This window comes from Parendozoicomonas sp. 2304DJ65-17 (assembly GCF_058148445.1).
This window is the reverse complement of record NZ_JBYVJV010000002.1, coordinates 18156-36261: the sequence shown is the minus strand read 5'-3', so window position 1 is coordinate 36261 and position 18106 is coordinate 18156. Positions and strand designations below refer to the sequence as shown.

General features: G+C 50.9%; 29 protein-coding genes. 2 read left to right on the top strand and 27 right to left on the bottom strand.

The features are described 5' to 3' along the window. Positions 1-8: 8 nt before the first annotated feature. The 26 genes from secY to rpsL all read right to left on the bottom strand — a co-directional run bounded on the left by secY (position 9) and on the right by rpsL (position 15133). On the bottom strand, positions 9-1334 hold the full coding sequence (gene secY, locus ACY2RR_RS05215) for a preprotein translocase subunit SecY (RefSeq protein WP_490107082.1): 1326 nt from the start codon (positions 1332-1334) through the stop codon (positions 9-11). Then, positions 1335-1769: a 50S ribosomal protein L15 gene (gene rplO / locus ACY2RR_RS05210; protein ID WP_281647869.1), complete on the bottom strand. Its 435-nt coding sequence runs from the start codon at positions 1767-1769 to the stop codon at positions 1335-1337. Between the two features lies 1 nt (position 1770). Further along, positions 1771-1956: a 50S ribosomal protein L30 gene (gene rpmD / locus ACY2RR_RS05205; RefSeq protein WP_155162178.1), complete on the bottom strand. Its 186-nt coding sequence runs from the start codon at positions 1954-1956 to the stop codon at positions 1771-1773. A gap of 7 nt (positions 1957-1963) precedes the next feature. Next, positions 1964-2473, bottom strand: a complete 510-nt coding sequence (gene rpsE, locus ACY2RR_RS05200) for a 30S ribosomal protein S5 (protein ID WP_490107081.1) — start codon at positions 2471-2473, stop codon at positions 1964-1966. A gap of 9 nt (positions 2474-2482) precedes the next feature. After that, positions 2483-2833: a 50S ribosomal protein L18 gene (rplR, locus tag ACY2RR_RS05195; protein WP_490107080.1), complete on the bottom strand. Its 351-nt coding sequence runs from the start codon at positions 2831-2833 to the stop codon at positions 2483-2485. A gap of 25 nt (positions 2834-2858) precedes the next feature. Then, positions 2859-3392 (bottom strand): 50S ribosomal protein L6, encoded by a 534-nt coding sequence (gene rplF / locus ACY2RR_RS05190; protein ID WP_490107079.1) that lies wholly within the window; start codon positions 3390-3392, stop codon positions 2859-2861. Positions 3393-3404: 12 nt separating this feature from the next. After that, positions 3405-3797 carry a 30S ribosomal protein S8 gene (gene rpsH, locus ACY2RR_RS05185; protein ID WP_490107078.1) on the bottom strand — a complete coding sequence of 131 codons (393 nt, stop codon included), beginning with the start codon at positions 3795-3797 and terminating at the stop codon, positions 3405-3407. A gap of 25 nt (positions 3798-3822) precedes the next feature. Further along, positions 3823-4128: a 30S ribosomal protein S14 gene (gene rpsN, locus ACY2RR_RS05180; RefSeq protein ID WP_490107077.1), complete on the bottom strand. Its 306-nt coding sequence runs from the start codon at positions 4126-4128 to the stop codon at positions 3823-3825. Between the two features lie 13 nt (positions 4129-4141). Further along, entirely contained in the window at positions 4142-4681 is a 540-nt protein-coding gene (rplE, locus tag ACY2RR_RS05175) for a 50S ribosomal protein L5 (protein WP_490107076.1), read from the bottom strand. Between the two features lie 11 nt (positions 4682-4692). Then, positions 4693-5007 (bottom strand): 50S ribosomal protein L24, encoded by a 315-nt coding sequence (gene rplX, locus ACY2RR_RS05170; protein ID WP_490107075.1) that lies wholly within the window; start codon positions 5005-5007, stop codon positions 4693-4695. 9 nt (positions 5008-5016) lie between these two features. Continuing rightward, complete coding sequence (gene rplN / locus ACY2RR_RS05165; RefSeq protein WP_155162185.1) at positions 5017-5385, bottom strand: 50S ribosomal protein L14; 369 nt, start codon at positions 5383-5385, stop codon at positions 5017-5019. 57 nt (positions 5386-5442) lie between these two features. Next, entirely contained in the window at positions 5443-5706 is a 264-nt protein-coding gene (gene rpsQ, locus ACY2RR_RS05160; protein ID WP_155162186.1) for a 30S ribosomal protein S17, read from the bottom strand. Between the two features lie 2 nt (positions 5707-5708). Next, entirely contained in the window at positions 5709-5900 is a 192-nt protein-coding gene (rpmC, locus tag ACY2RR_RS05155) for a 50S ribosomal protein L29 (protein ID WP_490107074.1), read from the bottom strand. Continuing rightward, positions 5900-6313: a 50S ribosomal protein L16 gene (gene rplP, locus ACY2RR_RS05150; RefSeq protein WP_490107073.1), complete on the bottom strand. Its 414-nt coding sequence runs from the start codon at positions 6311-6313 to the stop codon at positions 5900-5902. Before rplP ends, rpmC begins: the two co-directional genes overlap by 1 nt. Before the next feature lie 12 nt (positions 6314-6325). After that, entirely contained in the window at positions 6326-7027 is a 702-nt protein-coding gene (gene rpsC / locus ACY2RR_RS05145) for a 30S ribosomal protein S3 (RefSeq protein WP_281647857.1), read from the bottom strand. An 11-nt stretch (positions 7028-7038) separates the two neighbouring features. After that, complete coding sequence (gene rplV / locus ACY2RR_RS05140; protein WP_281647856.1) at positions 7039-7374, bottom strand: 50S ribosomal protein L22; 336 nt, start codon at positions 7372-7374, stop codon at positions 7039-7041. Between the two features lie 11 nt (positions 7375-7385). Beyond that, complete coding sequence (gene rpsS / locus ACY2RR_RS05135) at positions 7386-7664, bottom strand: 30S ribosomal protein S19 (protein ID WP_281647855.1); 279 nt, start codon at positions 7662-7664, stop codon at positions 7386-7388. 18 nt (positions 7665-7682) lie between these two features. Further along, positions 7683-8507 carry a 50S ribosomal protein L2 gene (rplB, locus tag ACY2RR_RS05130; protein ID WP_281647854.1) on the bottom strand — a complete coding sequence of 275 codons (825 nt, stop codon included), beginning with the start codon at positions 8505-8507 and terminating at the stop codon, positions 7683-7685. A gap of 11 nt (positions 8508-8518) precedes the next feature. Continuing rightward, positions 8519-8815, bottom strand: coding sequence for a 50S ribosomal protein L23 (gene rplW / locus ACY2RR_RS05125; protein ID WP_490107072.1), 297 nt, complete (start codon positions 8813-8815; stop codon positions 8519-8521). Next, a complete protein-coding gene (rplD, locus tag ACY2RR_RS05120; protein ID WP_490107071.1) occupies positions 8812-9414 on the bottom strand; it encodes a 50S ribosomal protein L4 in 603 nt (200 codons plus the stop codon). Before rplD ends, rplW begins: the two co-directional genes overlap by 4 nt. A 14-nt stretch (positions 9415-9428) precedes the next feature. Then, positions 9429-10097 carry a 50S ribosomal protein L3 gene (gene rplC, locus ACY2RR_RS05115; protein WP_490107070.1) on the bottom strand — a complete coding sequence of 223 codons (669 nt, stop codon included), beginning with the start codon at positions 10095-10097 and terminating at the stop codon, positions 9429-9431. A 119-nt stretch (positions 10098-10216) separates the two neighbouring features. Then, positions 10217-10540, bottom strand: a complete 324-nt coding sequence (rpsJ, locus tag ACY2RR_RS05110) for a 30S ribosomal protein S10 (RefSeq protein WP_281647850.1) — start codon at positions 10538-10540, stop codon at positions 10217-10219. Between the two features lie 234 nt (positions 10541-10774). Continuing rightward, positions 10775-11998, bottom strand: a complete 1224-nt coding sequence (tuf, locus tag ACY2RR_RS05105) for an elongation factor Tu (RefSeq protein ID WP_490107058.1) — start codon at positions 11996-11998, stop codon at positions 10775-10777. A gap of 33 nt (positions 11999-12031) precedes the next feature. Further along, positions 12032-14146 carry an elongation factor G gene (gene fusA / locus ACY2RR_RS05100; protein ID WP_490107069.1) on the bottom strand — a complete coding sequence of 705 codons (2115 nt, stop codon included), beginning with the start codon at positions 14144-14146 and terminating at the stop codon, positions 12032-12034. A 24-nt stretch (positions 14147-14170) separates the two neighbouring features. Continuing rightward, complete coding sequence (gene rpsG, locus ACY2RR_RS05095) at positions 14171-14641, bottom strand: 30S ribosomal protein S7 (protein ID WP_490107068.1); 471 nt, start codon at positions 14639-14641, stop codon at positions 14171-14173. 117 nt (positions 14642-14758) lie between these two features. Continuing rightward, on the bottom strand, positions 14759-15133 hold the full coding sequence (gene rpsL / locus ACY2RR_RS05090) for a 30S ribosomal protein S12 (protein WP_281648556.1): 375 nt from the start codon (positions 15131-15133) through the stop codon (positions 14759-14761). A 470-nt stretch (positions 15134-15603) separates the two neighbouring features. Between rpsL and ACY2RR_RS05085 the strand changes: the two genes are divergently transcribed. Further along, on the top strand, positions 15604-15813 hold the full coding sequence (locus ACY2RR_RS05085; RefSeq protein ID WP_490107067.1) for a hypothetical protein: 210 nt from the start codon (positions 15604-15606) through the stop codon (positions 15811-15813). A gap of 141 nt (positions 15814-15954) precedes the next feature. Here the strand turns inward: ACY2RR_RS05085 and ACY2RR_RS05080 are convergent, their stop codons facing one another. Continuing rightward, positions 15955-17226 carry a DUF945 family protein gene (locus ACY2RR_RS05080; RefSeq protein WP_490107066.1) on the bottom strand — a complete coding sequence of 424 codons (1272 nt, stop codon included), beginning with the start codon at positions 17224-17226 and terminating at the stop codon, positions 15955-15957. A 123-nt stretch (positions 17227-17349) separates the two neighbouring features. On the opposite strand from ACY2RR_RS05080, the gene ACY2RR_RS05075 reads away from it, so the two are divergent. Then, positions 17350-18057: an HAD family hydrolase gene (locus ACY2RR_RS05075; RefSeq protein WP_490107876.1), complete on the top strand. Its 708-nt coding sequence runs from the start codon at positions 17350-17352 to the stop codon at positions 18055-18057. Positions 18058-18106: the final 49 nt, after the last annotated feature.

Here is an 18106-nt window from a genome sequence, read left to right as displayed (position 1 = left end):
GCATGGAATCAACGGATCAAGCCGCCGGAACCATAACCCTTAAGATTAGCTTTTTTCATCAGGGACTCATACTGATTTGACATCAGATGAGACTGAATCTGCGCCATGGTATCCATGACAACCACTACAACGATCAGCAGTGATGTACCACCCAAGTAGAACGGTACGTTAGCCCATACCACCAGAAACTGGGGCAGAAGGCAAACTGCAGTCATGTAAACAGCGCCAACCATAGTGAGCTTTGTCAGTACGCTATCAATGTAACGTGCTGTGTGCTCACCTGGACGGATACCAGGAATAAAAGCTCCTGACTTCTTCAGGTTATCTGCTACGTCCTTCGGATTGAAGACCAGAGCAGTGTAGAAGAAGCAGAAAAATACAATACCAAATGTGAACAATATAATGTTCAACGGTTGGCCTGGCCCAAGAGCCAAAGCAATGTCCTGCAACCAACCCAGTCCTTCACCCTGACCAAACCATTGTGCAATGGAGGCTGGGAACAAAAGAATACTGGAGGCGAAGATCGCTGGGATAACCCCGGCCATATTCACCTTAAGCGGCAGATGACTGCTTTGAGCCGCGAATACCTTACGACCCTGCTGACGCTTAGCGTAGTTAACCGTGATACGACGTTGACCGCGTTCCACAAATACTACACCAGCGATGACAGCGACAGCCAGTACGGCTACCACCAGCAAAGCAAGGATATTCACGTCACCCTGACGAGCGGACTCGAAAGACTGAACAATTGCGCCTGGCAAACCTGCGACAATACCTGCGAAAATCAGAACCGAAATACCGTTACCGATACCTCGCTCCGTAACTTGTTCGCCGAGCCACATCATGAACACGGCACCAGTCACAAATGTTGCGACAGCCACGAAGTAAAAACTGAAGTCAGTGCTAAACGCCACACCCTGATTTGCCAGGCCTACAGTCATACCGGTTCCCTGAATCAGGGCCAGGATCACTGTGCCATAGCGAGTGTATTGGCTGATCTTGCGCCGACCACTTTCGCCTTCTTTCTTCAGCTGCTCAAGCTGCGGGCTTACCACTGTCATCAGCTGCATAATAATAGATGCAGAGATGTAGGGCATGATTCCCAAAGCCAATACAGACATACGCTCCAGTGCACCACCAGAGAACATGTTGAAGAGACCTAAAATAGTTCCTTCGTTCTGACTGAACAGCTGTGCCAATCTATCCGGGTTGATACCGGGAACGGGGATATGCGCCCCGATCCGGTATACCAGGATGGCTAGAAAGACAAACCGTACGCGAGACCAGAGCTCGCTCAGTCCGTTCTGATTTCCCACAGGTAATGTCTTAGCCATTTAGTCCTCGATCTTACCACCAGCAGCTTCGATAGCGGCGCGGGCACCTTTAGTGACCGCCAGTCCTTTGATGGTGACAGCTTTGCTCAGCTCACCAGACAGAACAACTTTCGCACGCTTAATGCTGTTGTTGATCAGGTCTGCTGCGCGCAGAGCTTCCAGATCGATAACTTCAGCTTCAACCTGAGCCAGTTCAGCCAGGCGAATTTCTGCAGTTACACGAGCCAGACGAGACGTGAAACCATATTTTGGAAGACGACGCTGCAGTGGCTGCTGACCGCCTTCAAAACCTGGCTTAACGCCACCACCGGAACGGGACTTCTGACCTTTGTGACCGCGGCCACCAGTCTTACCAATACCGCTACCGATACCACGACCGACGCGCTTACCACTTTTGTGGCTACCTTCGGCCGGAGACAGAGTATTCAGTTTCATATTACTCTCCTTCGACGCGAACGAGGTAGTTAACCTTGTTCACCATACCGCGAACGGAAGGGGTATCTTCCACTTCAACAGTGTGACCGATTCGACGGAGGCCGAGACCCTGAACGCAGGCCTTGTGGCTTTTCAGTCGACCGTTAGCACTCTTTACGAGTGTTACTTTGATCTTCTTATCTGCCATGTGAACCTCACAGGATCTCTTCGACAGTCTTGCCGCGCTTGGCTGCAACTTCTTCAGGAGCGCGAACGCCCTTCAGACCGTTGAATGTAGCGCGAACAACGTTAACCGGATTGGTAGAACCGTAGCACTTGGCCAGTACGTTCTGTACACCAGCGACTTCCAGTACGGCACGCATTGCGCCGCCGGCGATAACACCGGTACCTTCAGATGCAGGCTGCATGTAAATCTTGGAAGCGCCGTGAGCAGCTTTCACAGGGTACTGAATGGTAGTGCCATTCAGATCAACCTGGATCATGTTGCGACGAGCGGATTCCATAGCCTTCTGGATGGCAACTGGCACTTCACGCGCCTTACCACGACCGAAGCCTACTTTACCTTTGCCATCACCAACGACAGTCAGAGCGGTAAAGCCGAAAATACGACCACCTTTAACTACCTTGGCAACACGGTTTACTTGTACCAGCTTCTCGATGAGGCCTTCATCGTTAGCCTTATCTTTGCGATCTTCTTTAGCCATGACGACCCCTTAGAATTCCAGTCCGTTTTCACGGGCTGCATCGGCGAGAGCCTTCACACGACCGTGATACTTAAATCCGGAGCGGTCAAAGGCAACCTTGGCGATACCTGCCGCCTTGGCGCGCTCTGCTACCAGAGCTCCAACCTTTGTGGCCGCATCAACGTTACCTGTGGCTTCGCTGCGCAGTTCCTTCTCTACAGTAGAAGCTGCTGCCAGAACCTTGCCGCCCTCTGCGTCGATCACCTGTGCATAGATGTGACGCGGAGTGCGGTGCACGGTCAGGCGGGCAACGCGAAGTTCACGCATTTTCATCCGTGAGCGCTTTGCACGGCGCAGACGGGCTACTTTCTTTTCGCTCATAATCTTACCCTTATTTACCTAACCGTTACTTCTTCTTGGCTTCCTTGCGGCGAACCATTTCATCAGCGTAACGGACACCCTTACCTTTGTAAGGCTCCGGACGACGGAAGTCGCGGATTTCGGCAGCGACCTGGCCAACCAATTGCTTGTCGATACCTTTGATCAGAACTTCAGTCTGACTTGGGGTTTCGGCAGTCACACCTTCTGGAAGAGCGTACTCAACCGGATTGGAGTAACCCAGGGACAGGTTCAGAACCTTACCCTTGAGCTGTGCACGATAACCAACACCAACCAGCTGAAGCTTCTTTTCGAAGCCAGCGTGGACGCCGGTAACCATGTTGCTGACCAGAGCACGAGTCGTACCAGACATGGCACGAGAAGTTTTACTTCCATCACGAGCTTCGAAAGTCAGGACGTTTTCTTCCTGCTTGATTTCTACAGCCTGATGGATATCCATCTGCAGCTGACCCTTGCTGCCTTTAACAGCAATGTGATCAGAAGACAGTTTGATTTCTACACCGGAAGGAAGCTCAACCGGGGTCTTCGCAATACGAGACATTCCGATCCTCCCTTAGAATACAGTGCAGATAACTTCACCACCAACACCCTGAGAACGGGCGGCGCGATCAGTCATCACGCCCTTGTTGGTGGAGACAATAGCAACACCCAGACCACCGTTAACCTTAGGCAGGTCAGCAGCAGCAGAGTAGTTACGAAGACCAGGACGGCTTACGCGCTTGATCTCTTCAATTACAGGCTTGCCTTCAAAGTACTTCAGCTCGATAGTCATCTGAGCTTTAACTTCACTGTCTACCTTGTAGTCAGTGATGTAGCCTTCACTCTTCAGAACTTCGGCAACTGCAGCCTTAATTTTTGAAGCAGGCATAGCGACAGAAGCATGTTCTGCCATCTGGGCATTACGGATGCGAGTTAGCATATCTGCTAACGGGTCCTGCATACTCATAGTTGCACTCTCCTAGTCAACGACCTTACCAGCTAGCCTTAGTCAGGCCTGGAACATCACCGCGCATCGCAGCTTCACGCAGCTTGATGCGGCTCAGACCGAACTTACGCAGGTATGCGTGAGGACGACCAGTGATACGACAGCGGTTACGCAGACGAGCTTTGGAAGCATCACGTGGCTGCTTCTGCAGCGCAACGGTTGCGTCCCACTGCTCTTCTTCGGAGCTGGCAGGGTTGCTGATAATAGCTTTCAGTTCAGCGCGCTTCTGGGCGTACTTAGCAACAGTTTTCTGTCGCTTCAGTTCGCGCTGCTTCATGGATTCCTTAGCCATATACTTCGTTACCTCAGTTACGGAAAGGGAAGTTAAACGCTTTCAGAAGCGCACGACCTTCGTCATCAGACTTGGCGGTCGTAGTAAAGGTGATGTCCAGACCGCGCAGAGTATCGATCTTATCGTAATCGATCTCTGGGAACATGATCTGTTCTTTAACACCCATGCTGTAGTTGCCGCGACCGTCAAAGGACTTAGCACTTACACCGCGGAAGTCACGTACACGTGGCAGCGCGATATCAACCAGACGCTCCAGGAACTCATACATACGCTCATCACGCAGAGTTACCTTAACGCCGATTGGCCAACCTTCACGGACTTTAAAGCCGGCAACAGATTTGCGAGCTTTGGTTACAACAGGCTTCTGACCAGCGATCTTCTGCAGATCGCCCAGAGCGTGTTCGATAACCTTTTTGTCGCCAATCGCTTCACCAACACCCATGTTAAGGGTGATCTTGGTGATACGAGGAACTTCGTTAACGTTCTTGAGACCCAGCTCCTTTTGGAGAGCAGGTACAAGTTCCTCACGAAACTTTCTTTTAAATTCAGCCATTTGCCAGCCCCTTACGCGTCAACCGGTTTGCCAGTGGACTTGAACACGCGCTGCTTCTTACCATCTTCGATGGAGAAACCAACACGGTCAGCCTTACTAGCTTCCGGGTTCCAGATGGCAACGTTGGAAGCTTGAATAGGAGCTTCTTTCTCAACGATACCGCCAGGCTGGCCCAGCATCGGGTTAGGCTTCTGGTGCTTCTTCACCATGTTCACGCCCTGTACCAGGACACGACCATCGGTGTTTACACTCAGAACCTTTCCACGCTTGCCTTTGTCTTTGCCAGCAATGACTACGATTTCATCGTCACGACGAATCTTTTTCACGGTAACTCCTTACAGCACTTCAGGTGCAAGAGAGATGATCTTCATAAACTGCTCACCGCGCAGTTCACGAGTCACCGGGCCAAAGATACGGGTGCCGATAGGCTGGTTCTGCGCATTCAGCAGAACAGCTGCGTTGCCATCGAAACGGATCAGAGATCCATCAGGACGACGAACACCCTTACGAGTGCGAACGACCACGGCATTCATTACCTGGCCCTTCTTCACTTTACCGCGAGGAATCGCTTCCTTTACGGTGACTTTGATGATGTCACCGATACCAGCATAACGGCGATGGGAGCCGCCCAGTACTTTGATGCACTGAACGCGGCGGGCACCGCTGTTATCTGCTACTTCGAGTTGTGTCTCGGTCTGAATCATTTTTCAGTTCTCCTCAAACTGCAGACTCAAGCCGGCCTTAACGGCCGGTTGATAGCCTTATATTTGAGTCGCACGCTCTTCAATGGAAACAAGTTCAAAAGACTTGTTCTTGGAAAGAGGACGAGTCTCACGGATAACTACAGTGTCACCCATTTTGCACTCGTTCTTCTCATCATGAGCGTGCAATTTCGTAGAACGCTTTACGATCTTGCCGTAAAGCGGATGCGTTACGCGGCGCTCAACGAGGACAGTAATGGTTTTGTCCATCTTGTCGCTCACGACCTTGCCGGTCAGTGTACGGACTTTCTTGGTCTCTGCCATCTTTATTTACCTGCCTTCTCAGTCAGCACCGACTTCACTCGGGCAATATCCCGACGGGTCTGCTTCAGCAGATGAGTCTGCTTCAGCTGACCAGTAGTCATTTGCATGCGGAAGTTAAACTGATCCCGCAGCAGGTCGATCAGCTGAGTGTTCAGCTCATCGACAGACTTTTCACGCAGCTCTGCCGCATTCATTACATCACACCCCGCTTAACGAAAACTGTCTTGATAGGCAGCTTGGCAGCAGCGAGAGAGAAGGCTTCACGAGCCAGCTCTTCAGAAACGCCTTCCATTTCGTACAGGACGCGACCCGGCTGGATCTGCGCTACCCAGTACTCAACGCTACCTTTACCTTTACCTTGACGAACCTCGAGAGGCTTCTTGGTAATAGGCTTGTCAGGAAAGATCCGAATCCAGATCTTACCGCCACGTTTTACGTGACGAGTCATTGCCCGACGAGCAGCTTCGATTTGGCGTGCAGTTATACGGCCACGACCAACAGCTTTCAAGGCGTATTCGCCGAAGCTGACCTTGGAACCGCGCTGAGCCAGACCGCGGTTACGGCCCTTCATCTGCTTGCGGAATTTAGTACGCTTAGGTTGGAGCATCTTGGTAACTCCTTACTTCTTAGCGGCCGGCTTCTTGCGAGGACGACGAGCAGGTTTCTTCTGCTCCTTCTCTTCCTCACGAACACCGCCGATAACTTCGCCCTTGAAGATCCACACCTTGACGCCAATAACACCGTAGGTGGTATGGGCTTCGTAGGTGGCGTAATCGATATCAGCACGCAGGGTGTGCAGAGGCACACGACCTTCGCGGTACCATTCGGTACGTGCGATTTCAGCACCGCCCAAACGGCCGGACAGCTGAATCTTGATACCTTTAGCGCCGAGGCGCATTGCGTTCTGTACGGAACGCTTCATGGCGCGACGGAACATTACGCGACGCTCCAGCTGACCAGCAATGCTCTGGGCAACCAGTTTCGCGTCTGTCTCAGGCTTGCGCACTTCTTCGATGTTGACGTGAACAGGCACGCCCATCATCTTGTTCAGAGCCTGACGCAGCTTCTCAACGTCTTCACCCTTCTTACCAATCACGATACCGGGACGGGCAGTGTGGATGGTAACGCGAGCGCTTTGCGCAGGACGCTGAATATCAATACGGCTAACAGAAGCGTTCTTCAGTTTCTCTTCCAGAAAGGAACGAACTTTCAGATCCGCATTCAGTTTGTCAGCGTATTCGGCACCTTCGGCATACCAAACAGAGGTATGCTCTTTAACGATACCCAGGCGAATGCCTGTAGGATGTACTTTTTGACCCATCTGATCGCTCCTTAAACCTCTGCAACCTTAACGGTAATGTGGCAAGACCGCTTCAGGATGCGATCAGCACGGCCTTTGGCACGAGGCTTGATGCGCTTCAGTGTCATACCTTCGTTAACGAAAGCAGAAGACACCTTCAGTTCATCAATATCCATACCTTCGTTGTGCTCAGCATTAGCTACAGCAGACTCCAGGGTTTTCTTAACCAGCTCAGCAGCTTTTTTAGTGCTGAAAGTCAAGGTTTCCAGAGCTTCTGCAACATTCTTTCCGCGAATCAGGTCGACAACCAAGCGAGCCTTCTGGGCAGAAATGCGAGCGCCGTTGTGTGTAGCAGCTACTTCTTTCATCTCAATACCCCTTAGCGCTTCTTGGCCTTCTTGTCTGCAGCGTGGCCGCGATAGGTGCGGGTGGCTGCAAACTCGCCCAGCTTGTGACCTACCATCTCTTCAGAGACGAATACAGGTACGTGCTGACGACCATTGTGAACCGCGATAGTTAAACCAACCATCTGCGGGATGATCATGGAACGGCGAGACCAGGTTTTGATCGGGCGCTTGTTACCAGCCCCTACCGCGTCCTCCACCTTTTTTAACAGGTGCAGGTCGATAAAAGGACCTTTCTTAAGTGAACGTGGCACAGTGTTATCCTCTCAAACTTACTTGGTGCGGCGACGGACAATAAACTTGTCGGTGCGCTTGTTGGAGCGAGTCTTCTTGCCCTTCGTAGGTACGCCCCACGGAGTAACAGGATGACGGCCACCGGAAGTCCGGCCTTCACCACCACCATGTGGGTGGTCTACCGGGTTCATAGCCACACCGCGAACGGTAGGACGAACACCACGCCAGCGTTTGGCACCAGCCTTACCCAAAGAGCGCAGGCCGTGCTCACCGTTGGAAACTTCACCCAGAGTTGCGCGACAGTCAGCCAGAACTTTACGCATTTCGCCGGAGCGCAGACGCAGAGTTACATAGGCACCTTCACGTGCAACCAGCTGGGCAGAAGTACCAGCGGAACGAATCATTTGCGCACCCTTGCCAGGCTTCAGCTCCACACAGTGGATAACGGAACCCTGAGGAATGTTGCGCAGAGGCAGAGTGTTACCAGCTTTGATTGGCGCGTGAACGCCAGATACCAGCTCATCTCCAGCCTTTACACCTTTAGGTGCAATAATGTAACGACGCTCACCATCAATGTACTTCAACAGTGCGATGTGCGCAGTACGGTTCGGATCGTATTCCAGACGCTCAACGATGGCAGGAATGCCGTCCTTGTTGCGACGGAAGTCAACGATACGGTAATGCTGCTTGTGACCACCACCAACGTGACGGGTAGTGATACGGCCAGCATTGTTACGACCACCGCTCTTGCTCTTCTTTTCCAGAAGAGGAGCGTGGGGCTTGCCCTTGTGCAGGTCAGGGTTAACGACCTTGACTACAAAGCGGCGCCCCGGAGAAGTGGGTTTACACTTAACAACAGCCATTGTCTGTCTCCTTATTCAGCGTCCGCGAAGTCAATTTCCTGACCAGCATCCAGGGTTACGTACGCCTTTTTCCAGTCGTTACGCTTGCCCAGACCACGCATAGTGCGCTTGGTCTTGCCCTTCACGTTGACAGTAGTTACTGCCTTCACTTTAACTTCGAACAGTTGTTCGACAGCCTTTTTCACTTCCAGCTTGTTCGCATCGGTAGCGATTTTGAACACATACTGGTTATGCGCCTCAGCCACAACCGAAGACTTCTCGGAAATGTGGGGACCAATGAGGACTTTCAGCAGTCGTTCCTGATTCATCCCAGCATCTCCTCAAACTTCTTGATCGCGTCAACAGTCATGATGACTTTGTCGTGAGCAACCAGGCTGACCGGATCAATACCCTGAACATCACGCACGTCAACGTGAGGAATGTTACGGGCAGACAGGTAAACATTTTCGTCTACAACGTCGGAAACGATCAGAGCGTTAGTTGCTTCAAGCTCAGTCAGCTTGGCAACCATAGCTTTGGTCTTAGGAGTTTCTGCCTTGAATTCAGAAACGATTACCAGACGCTCCTGGCGAACCAGCTCAGACAGGATGGAACGCAGCGCGCCGCGGTACATCTTTTTGTTGAGCTTTTTGCTGTGATCCTGAGGACGAGCGGCAAAAGTAGTACCGCCCCCGCGCCACAGTGGGCTACGGATAGTACCAGCACGAGCACGGCCAGTACCTTTCTGACGGAAAGGCTTACGACCACCGCCACGTACATCGCTGCGAGTCTTCTGTGCTTTAGTACCCTGACGAGCACCAGCAAGGAAGCTAACAACGGCCTGGTGAACCAGGGCTTCGTTGAATTCAACGCCGAAGGTTACGTCGGAAACCTTAAGGGCGTCTGCACCAATTACGTTCAGATCCATGTTCAAACCCCCTATCAGGCTGCCGCACCGGCCTTAACGGCAGGTTTGATAACAACATCAGCGCCAGTAGCACCCGGTACCGCACCCTTAATGAGGAGCAGATTACGCTCAGCGTCTACACGAACAACTTCCAGGGACTGTACAGTCACCTGTGCGTCACCCATGTGACCGGCCATTTTCTTGCCTTTGAAGACACGACCAGGAGTCTGACACTGACCAATAGAACCAGGAGCACGATGAGACAGGGAGTTACCGTGAGTCGCGTCCTGCATACGGAAATTCCAGCGCTTAACGCCACCCTGGAAACCCTTACCCTTGGAACGACCGGTAACATCGATCTTCTGACCAGCAGAGAACATCTCTACAGTCAGTTTGTCGCCAGCTTTCAGCTCGGCGGCGGAGTCCAGACGGAACTCCCACAGACCACGACCAGCTTCAACTTCCGCCTTAGCGAAATGACCAGCTTCAGGCTTAGAAACCCGAGAGGCCTTTTTGGAACCAGTAGTAACCTGAATAGCAGAGTAACCATCAGTTTCTTCAGAACGGATCTGAGTAACGACGTTAGGCTCTACTTCTACAACAGTAACAGGCAGGGATGCACCGTCTTCGGTAAAGATGCGGGTCATGCCACACTTTTTACCGATTAGGCCCAAAGCCCGCTTGCCATTTTTTTGACTAGACATAGTCTACCTCTTTCGTGTACGGGGCTTTTACCCGCTATGGCCGCCCATTCCAGAGCGTTACACAAGCAAGAACCGCCGCACTCTTTTTTAGGAGAATTGGCAATTCAAGCCTGAATTCTTTAGCCAAGGCTAATCTGAACTTCCACACCCGCAGCCAGGTCGAGCTTCATCAGAGCATCAACTGTCTTTTCGGTGGGCTCGACGATATCGAGCAGGCGCTTGTGAGTACGGATCTCGTACTGGTCACGCGCGTCTTTGTTGACGTGCGGAGAAGTCAGTACGGTGAATTTTTCCTTGCGAGTAGGCAGAGGGATAGGACCACGAACCTGCGCACCAGTACGCTTTGCAGTATCAACGATTTCCTGCGTGGACTGATCGATCAGGCGATGATCAAAAGCCTTGAGTCGGATTCGGATTTGTTGAGCTTTAGGCTGCTGACTCATCTTAGTAACCCAGTAGGTGTTTAAAGAACGTAAATCCGCCCACTCAATTGGTGGGCGGATAGAAAAGAGAGCGGCATTTTAAGATTCGTCAACACTTGTGTCAACAATATCGAAAAAAGCATTTACCCTCTTCTTCCTCGTAAAAACCCCCGACCTAGGCCGGGGGTTTCGATATCACTCGATAATTTTACTCGTTAGCGACCAAATCAATAGCCACTTCCGAACAAATTATTATTAAGCGATGATCTTGGCCACAACGCCGGCGCCAACAGTACGGCCACCTTCACGGATAGCGAAGCGCAGACCGTCTTCCATTGCGATTGGTGCAATCAGGGTAACAACCATCTGGATGTTATCGCCCGGCATTACCATCTCAACGCCTTCTGGCAGCTCTACGTTACCGGTTACGTCGGTAGTACGGAAGTAGAACTGAGGACGGTAGCCCTTGAAGAATGGAGTGTGACGACCACCCTCATCCTTGGACAGAACGTACACTTCGGATTCGAAGGTAGTGTGAGGAGTTACGGAACCAGGCTTAACCAGACACTGGCCACGCTCGATCTCTTCACGCTTAACACCACGCAGCAGGGCACCAACGTTCTCACCTGCACGACCTTCGTCGAGCAGCTTACGGAACATTTCAACACCAGTTACGGTAGTCTTGGTGGTGTCCTTGATGCCGATGATTTCAACTTCTTCACCAACCTTGATGATACCGCGCTCTACACGACCGGTAACAACGGTACCACGACCAGCGATGGAGAATACGTCTTCGATTGGCAGCAGGAATGGCTGATCGATAGCACGCTCTGGCTCTGGGATGTAAGTATCCAGAGTTTCAACCAGCTTCTTAACAGCGGAAGTACCCAGTTCGTTGTCGTCTTCGCCGTTCAGGGCCATCAGAGCGGAACCAGCGATGATTGGAGTGTCGTCGCCTGGGAACTCGTAAGTGTCCAGCAGCTCACGCAGTTCCATTTCAACCAGCTCCAGCATCTCAGCGTATTCTTCAGAATCAACGCCGCCACAGTCTTCAGCCAGCAGGTCTGCCTTGTTCAGGAAGACAACGATCTTAGGTACACCAACCTGACGAGACAGCAGGATGTGCTCACGAGTCTGAGGCATAGGGCCGTCAGTCGCGCCACAAACCAGGATAGCGCCGTCCATCTGAGCAGCACCGGTGATCATGTTCTTAACGTAGTCAGCGTGTCCTGGGCAGTCTACGTGTGCGTAGTGACGATCGTTGGAATCGTACTCTACGTGCGCAGTAGAGATGGTGATACCACGCTCACGCTCTTCAGGAGCGTTATCGATCTGATCGAAAGCCTTCATTTCGCCACCGAATACTTCGGCACATACGCGAGTCAGGGCTGCAGTCAGAGTAGTTTTACCGTGGTCAACGTGACCGATGGTGCCGACGTTTACGTGCGGCTTCGTACGTTCAAACTTTTCCTTAGCCATTTTTCACTTACCTTCTAGCGAGTCTGAAAATAATTAACCCTGGTTTGCCTTGATCACCGCTTCAGCGATGCTGCTAGGAGCTTCTGCATACTCTGCAAACTCCATAGTGTATGTAGCACGGCCCTGAGTTGCAGAGCGCAGATCGGTGGCATAACCGAACATTTCACCCAGAGGAACCTGAGCGTTAATAGTCTTACCAGTTGGAGTATCTTCCATACCCTGAACAAGACCACGGCGACGGTTCAGGTCACCCATAACATCACCCATGTAGTCTTCAGGTGTTACCACCTCAACCTGCATCATGGGTTCCATCAGCACAGGCTTAGCCTGTGGAGCGTACTTCTTCAGAGCCTGAGATGCGGCGATTTTAAACGCCATCTCGTTGGAGTCAACCTCGTGGAAGGAACCATCAAACAGACGGGCTTTCAGGCCCAGCAGAGGATAACCGGCGATAACACCGTTCTGCATCTGTTCTTCGATACCCTTCTGAACGGCAGGAATGTATTCCTTAGGGATTGCACCACCAACGATTTCGTTGATGAATACCAGACCTTCTTCACCGTCGTCAGCCGGAGAGAACTCAACCACAACGTGACCGTACTGACCACGACCACCAGATTGCTTAGCAAACTTGTGGTTAGCTTCAACGCTCTGCTTGATCTTTTCACGGTAAGCAACCTGAGGCTTACCAATGTTAGCTTCAACCTTGAACTCACGACGCATACGGTCAACGAGTACGTCCAGGTGAAGCTCGCCCATACCGGAGATGATAGTCTGACCAGTTTCCTCGTCAGTCTTCACACGGAAAGAAGGATCTTCCTGAGCCAGCTTGCCCAGTGCGATACCCATCTTTTCCTGGTCCGCTTTGGACTTAGGCTCAACAGCTACAGAGATTACTGGCTCTGGGAATTCCATACGCTCCAGAACGATTGGCTTAGCAGGATCACACAGGGTTTCACCTGTAGTTACATCCTTCATACCAATCAGAGCAACAATGTCACCCGCCAGGGCTTCTTTGATCTCTTCACGGTTGTTGGAGTGCATCTGCACCATACGACCGATACGCTCTTTCTTGGACTTCACAGAGTTAATTACTGTGGAGCCGGAAGTTGCGATACCGGAGTACACACGTGCAAACGTCAGAGTACCAACAAACGGGTCGGTAGCAATCTTGAAGGCCAGAGCAGCGAAAGGCGCGTTATCGTCAGCTTCACGAGCTTCCATAACAGGGTTGCCTTCAGCATCTTCGTCTACGATACCTTCAATCGCCTTAACCTCGAGAGGGGAAGGCATAAATTCGATTACAGCATCCAGAACGGCTTGTACGCCCTTGTTCTTAAATGCAGAACCACCGAAGACAGGAATAATTTCGTTAGCCAGGGTCCGCTGACGGATACCAGCCTTGATTTCTTCCTCGGAAAGCTCACCTTCTTCAAGGTACTTTTCCATCAGCTCTTCAGTAGCTTCAGCTGCAGACTCAACCAGATACTCGTGCATTTCTGCACACTCATCGGCGATATCAGCAGGAATATCTGCGTACTCGAAGGTCATACCCTGATCAGCCTCATTCCACAGAATGGCCTTCATCTTGATCAGGTCAACAACACCTTTGAATTCGTCTTCAGAACCGATAGTCATCTGCAGAGGCACAGCGTTCGCACCCAGACGATCCTTCAGCTGGTTAACTACCATCATGTAGTCAGCACCAGTACGGTCCATCTTGTTTACGAATACCATGCGAGGCACTTCGTACTTGTCAGCCTGACGCCACACGGTTTCAGTCTGAGGCTGTACGCCTGAAGAACCACACAGAACAACTACAGCACCATCGAGAACACGCAGGGAGCGTTCTACTTCGATAGTAAAGTCAACGTGTCCGGGAGTATCGATGATGTTTACTCGATGCTCGTCGAACTGGGCATCCATACCACGCCAGAAACAGGTGGTAGCAGCGGAGGTGATAGTGATACCACGCTCCTGTTCCTGCTCCATCCAGTCCATGGTAGCGGCGCCATCGTGTACTTCACCGATCTTGTGGGACAGACCGGTGTAGAACAGGATGCGCTCGGTGGTAGTGGTCTTACCCGCGTCGACGTGGGCACAGATACCGATGTTGCGGTAACGGCGTATCGGGGTTTTACGGGCCACGACTCAATCCTCTGAAAGAACGTATTAGAAACGGTAGTGGGAGAATGCTTTGTTAGCTTCTGCCATACGATGCACATCTTCGCGCTTCTTAACAGCTGCGCCTTTCTTCTCGGCAGCGTCAAGCATTTCGCCAGCAAGACGGAGGTCCATAGACTTCTCGCCACGCTTACGTGCAGCATCAACCAACCAACGCATAGCCAGAGCCATACGACGGGAAGGGCGAACTTCTACAGGCACCTGGTAAGTAGCACCACCAACACGACGGCTCTTAACCTCAACCACAGGAGAGATAGTTTCGAGGGCCAGATCGAAAACTTCCAGAGGATCCTTACCGGAACGCTCCTGAATCTTATCCATGGCACCGTATACGATACGCTCGGCTACGGACTTCTTACCGTGAACCATTACGTGGTTGATGAACTTGGCCAGAACCTTGTTATGAAACTTAGGATCTGGCAGTACTTCGCGTTTGGCGACGACTCTTCTTCTTGGCATGACAAATGTCCTCGATTTTCAGGTTAGTCCGAGATCAGGCTTCGACTCGGCCTTACTCTTCAACCAGATGCAAAACTTTATGTTTTAAAACTGGATTATTTAAAAGCTAAGGCCAGATTAGGACTTAGGCTTCTTGGTACCGTACTTGGAACGGCCCTGACGACGGTCGTTAACACCCTGAGTATCCAGAGTACCGCGGACTGTGTGGTAACGAACACCTGGCAAATCCTTTACACGGCCGCCACGGATCAGAACCACGGAGTGTTCTTGCAGGTTGTGACCTTCACCACCGATGTAGGAAGTCACTTCGAACCCGTTGGTCAGACGAACACGACATACTTTACGCAGTGCGGAGTTCGGCTTCTTAGGGGTAGTAGTGTATACGCGAGTGCAAACGCCACGCTTTTGTGGGCAGGCTTGCAGCGCGGGAACGTCGGTCTTCTTGACCTTACGCTTACGCGGCTTGCGAACAAGCTGGTTGATAGTTGCCATTAGGCATACTCTCCAATTATTAAACTACTGCTTCTATATACGCGATGACCCTGACACTCAGAGGAATAAGTACCAGAGCCACGGGGATTCAATGACACACCGAATCCATTAGCGAACCCGATTTTTGCCGCCCATTTTTGACAATGAACGAAAGCCGGGCACACTAAAAGGCACCGGATTTTAAATAGTGTGAATTTCCCCGTCAAGGAGTCCTCTTCTAAGAGTGCTCGTTATTAACCGGACTCAGGTCAATTTCACTGGGGATTCTTACAACAGATAGCCTCGGAAGAGTATATACACATATGAGACAAGCACCCCTCTTTACAGCGTTTTTGTGGCTATCACTCGCAACAATTTCAGCACAAACCCTCGCAAAAGGCACAAAAGAGGTCTGGTATCAAAAAGTCTGGTGTGATGGCGTAGGAGGGGAAATGGAGGTAAAACTCCCTGAGGGGCCAAGGGTGGACTGCATGACAAAGACCCATGCCATTGAGATGGACTTTGCAAATAAATGGACCGAAGCCATAGGTCAATCCCTTTACTACTCATCCCTGACCGGATTGGATGCAGGCATAGTTCTTATTCTAAAAAGTCATAGTGATGCCCCACATCTGGATGCAGCACAAAAAACCATTGACCGTTACAAACTTCCTATAAAGCTATGGCCACTGGGGCCATAGCTCTTTAACAGCCCGTTACAAAAGCTGTATAAATTCCAGAAGGCCGAACTCTACGTTATTTAATGTAACGTTTTGCCCATCAAAACGAGCGTTCAGAGAAAGATCCTTCTGCCATTCTTTCTGCACCTCGGCCATTTTCAGCTAACAACTCGCATTCTGACAGCCCACTCCGATGAAGTGCCCTTTCTTGATCAGCTCACCACAAACACCAGCAACCACATCCGCCTGAAGCGGATTACTTACCTGCATAGCTGCCGTCTCCCGACATCCCCAGGACACCAGCTCATCATCCATCTGAAAGCCGGTTTCAATTTCAAAGCTGCTTAACAGCTTCAACTGATCCGCCAGCAGACTATCTCCAGGCCGCTCTTCTACTTCACGCAACGCCTTCCCCGCCTCATCTTTCGCAGAAAGTGAGAAATTTGCCGACATCACACCATTGCCAGTATCAAGATAAAACTCATTAAGACTGTAACTTGGCTGAGCGTTCAGCAGCGTATACATCGCCCCTCTCGCATCGTCACTACCCTGATCACCTTCCCGCATCGCCTCTACGAGATCACCAACACCTTTAATGTCTATGTTTTCTATGGTGGAACTCACCCTCACAGCCTTGAGCACTGGAAGCTCACGCCCCTCAACACTGATTTCACCTGTTGATAAGTTTATGGCACTCGCTACAACACCTTCTTCTTCTGAATCTTGCCCACTCAGTTCAAGTTCTGAAATCGTTGCTACCGGCAGCTCTTGCTCATCAACCAGCAAGCTTAACTCTGGAACGGAAATCTTCCAGCTGTTATCGCTCGGGCGCCACAACATAAGAGAAGGAGAAAATTCAGCCTGAAAAGACTGACCGCCTGTTTCTTCTACCTGTACAACCAGAGGAGACAGATGGAACGATTGAAAACCATCTTCAGAACTCTCACCGTTGTAGGTGACTGTGTAACCATCAAGGGCTGCAATAAGTCCGGTCTCTCCATCTACTGGAAGAACTACTGGAGCCATTTCAACGCTTCCAGATACTTCTCCACCCAGAGCCATCACGCCTTTGACATCCCCGGCATAAGTAATTGCCAGATCACCCTCTCCCTGTGCGAACCGCACAGAGCCATCAACACCAATCAATTCCGGCAATGTCAGGATTGAGCCGTGATCAATAACTCCAAAGATTTTTACAGATTCGTTATTCAGAGCACGCAAACCACGACCAACAAGTTGAACACTCAGTTCACTTTCACCGAAACCACGCTCATAGTTAAATTCATCAACATCGTAATTATTCTGTTCTGCAAGCTCGTGTATCCGCTCAGTAATTGCACTCTCTGCAATCACGCCAGAAATTCCTGGCCACGCAAGCAGCAAACCGAAACAACCCGCTCCGACAGCGGCTCCGACCCTGGCTTTCAAACTCATCCCTAGACTCCAAAGATGACGGCAGAAGAAACGAGCACACTACCCTACGATGCCAGAGCGGAACAACGTGATCTTCCACGATGATATACTGATATTTTTATTCCACCTGTTGTACTTACCTTGATGATTAATACCCTTCCCGCCGTCATCGCTTTCGACGCTGACGACACACTCTGGCCAAATGAGCCTTACTTCCGCGACGCAGAAAAAGAAATCATTAAACTCCTTGAGCGTTACTACCGTGGAGACAACCTGCTCGAACACCTGTATCAGCAGGAGATAAAGAACCTTCATATCTTTGGTTACGGCGCCAAAGGTTTTTCTCTATCCATGATTGAGAGCGTTATAGAGCTCTCTGAAGGTAAGGTAACCGGAGCTGAGATACAGAAGATTATTGATCTGGGCAAATCCATAATGACTTACCCCATCGATCTGATTGAAGGCGTGCGAGAAACCCTTGATGAGCTAAAAGATTACCCGCTAATGCTGATCACCAAAGGCGACCTGTTTGATCAGGAGAGCAAGATTGCCCGCTCTGGTTTGGGAGATTACTTTCAAGCTGTTGAAATTGTTTCTGAAAAGAATGATGAAACTTACCAGCGCCTTCTAGATCGCTACAACATCAAACCAGAAAACTTCTGGATGATTGGCAACTCCCTGAAGTCTGATGTACTTCCCATCGACCGCATTGGCGGCACAGGTGTTCACATTCCTTTTGAGTCCACCTGGCTGCACGAAACCGTAACCGATGATCATGCGGCAGAACATCATTACCACGAACTGCAAAGCATCAAAGAGTTACCAGCCCTTATTAAAAAGCACATCGGTTGATCTGCTTTTTCTACAGGCAATAAAAAAGCCGGTCAGATAACTGACCGGC

Bases quoted from the DNA above. Each gene is read 5' to 3' on its own strand.
- rplE (WP_490107076.1), bottom strand. From the start codon at position 4,681: ATGGCTGAATTTAAAAGAAAGTTTCGTGAGGAACTTGTACCTGCTCTC.
- rpmD (WP_155162178.1), bottom strand. From the start codon at position 1,956: ATGGCAGATAAGAAGATCAAAGTAACACTCGTAAAGAGTGCTAACGGT.
- rpsJ (WP_281647850.1), bottom strand. From the start codon at position 10,540: ATGAGTCAGCAGCCTAAAGCTCAACAAATCCGAATCCGACTCAAGGCT.
- rplV (WP_281647856.1), bottom strand. From the start codon at position 7,374: ATGAAAGAAGTAGCTGCTACACACAACGGCGCTCGCATTTCTGCCCAG.
- rpsN (WP_490107077.1), bottom strand. From the start codon at position 4,128: ATGGCTAAGGAATCCATGAAGCAGCGCGAACTGAAGCGACAGAAAACT.
- tuf (WP_490107058.1), bottom strand. From the start codon at position 11,998: ATGGCTAAGGAAAAGTTTGAACGTACGAAGCCGCACGTAAACGTCGGC.
- rplB (WP_281647854.1), bottom strand. From the start codon at position 8,507: ATGGCTGTTGTTAAGTGTAAACCCACTTCTCCGGGGCGCCGCTTTGTA.
- rplR (WP_490107080.1), bottom strand. From the start codon at position 2,833: ATGAGCGAAAAGAAAGTAGCCCGTCTGCGCCGTGCAAAGCGCTCACGG.
- secY (WP_490107082.1), bottom strand. From the start codon at position 1,334: ATGGCTAAGACATTACCTGTGGGAAATCAGAACGGACTGAGCGAGCTC.
- rplF (WP_490107079.1), bottom strand. From the start codon at position 3,392: ATGTCTCGTATTGCGAAGACCCCGGTTGAGCTTCCTTCCGGTGTAGAA.
- rpsL (WP_281648556.1), bottom strand. From the start codon at position 15,133: ATGGCAACTATCAACCAGCTTGTTCGCAAGCCGCGTAAGCGTAAGGTC.
- rpsQ (WP_155162186.1), bottom strand. From the start codon at position 5,706: ATGGCAGAGACCAAGAAAGTCCGTACACTGACCGGCAAGGTCGTGAGC.
- ACY2RR_RS05080 (WP_490107066.1), bottom strand. From the start codon at position 17,226: ATGAGTTTGAAAGCCAGGGTCGGAGCCGCTGTCGGAGCGGGTTGTTTC.
- ACY2RR_RS05085 (WP_490107067.1), top strand. From the start codon at position 15,604: ATGACAAAGACCCATGCCATTGAGATGGACTTTGCAAATAAATGGACC.
- rpsE (WP_490107081.1), bottom strand. From the start codon at position 2,473: ATGGCTAAAGAAGATCGCAAAGATAAGGCTAACGATGAAGGCCTCATC.
- rpmC (WP_490107074.1), bottom strand. From the start codon at position 5,900: ATGAATGCGGCAGAGCTGCGTGAAAAGTCTGTCGATGAGCTGAACACT.
- ACY2RR_RS05075 (WP_490107876.1), top strand. From the start codon at position 17,350: ATGATTAATACCCTTCCCGCCGTCATCGCTTTCGACGCTGACGACACA.
- rplN (WP_155162185.1), bottom strand. From the start codon at position 5,385: ATGATTCAGACCGAGACACAACTCGAAGTAGCAGATAACAGCGGTGCC.
- rplO (WP_281647869.1), bottom strand. From the start codon at position 1,769: ATGAAACTGAATACTCTGTCTCCGGCCGAAGGTAGCCACAAAAGTGGT.
- rpsC (WP_281647857.1), bottom strand. From the start codon at position 7,027: ATGGGTCAAAAAGTACATCCTACAGGCATTCGCCTGGGTATCGTTAAA.
- rplW (WP_490107072.1), bottom strand. From the start codon at position 8,815: ATGAATCAGGAACGACTGCTGAAAGTCCTCATTGGTCCCCACATTTCC.
- rplD (WP_490107071.1), bottom strand. From the start codon at position 9,414: ATGGATCTGAACGTAATTGGTGCAGACGCCCTTAAGGTTTCCGACGTA.
- rplP (WP_490107073.1), bottom strand. From the start codon at position 6,313: ATGCTCCAACCTAAGCGTACTAAATTCCGCAAGCAGATGAAGGGCCGT.
- rpsH (WP_490107078.1), bottom strand. From the start codon at position 3,797: ATGAGTATGCAGGACCCGTTAGCAGATATGCTAACTCGCATCCGTAAT.
- rpsG (WP_490107068.1), bottom strand. From the start codon at position 14,641: ATGCCAAGAAGAAGAGTCGTCGCCAAACGCGAAGTACTGCCAGATCCT.
- rplC (WP_490107070.1), bottom strand. From the start codon at position 10,097: ATGTCTAGTCAAAAAAATGGCAAGCGGGCTTTGGGCCTAATCGGTAAA.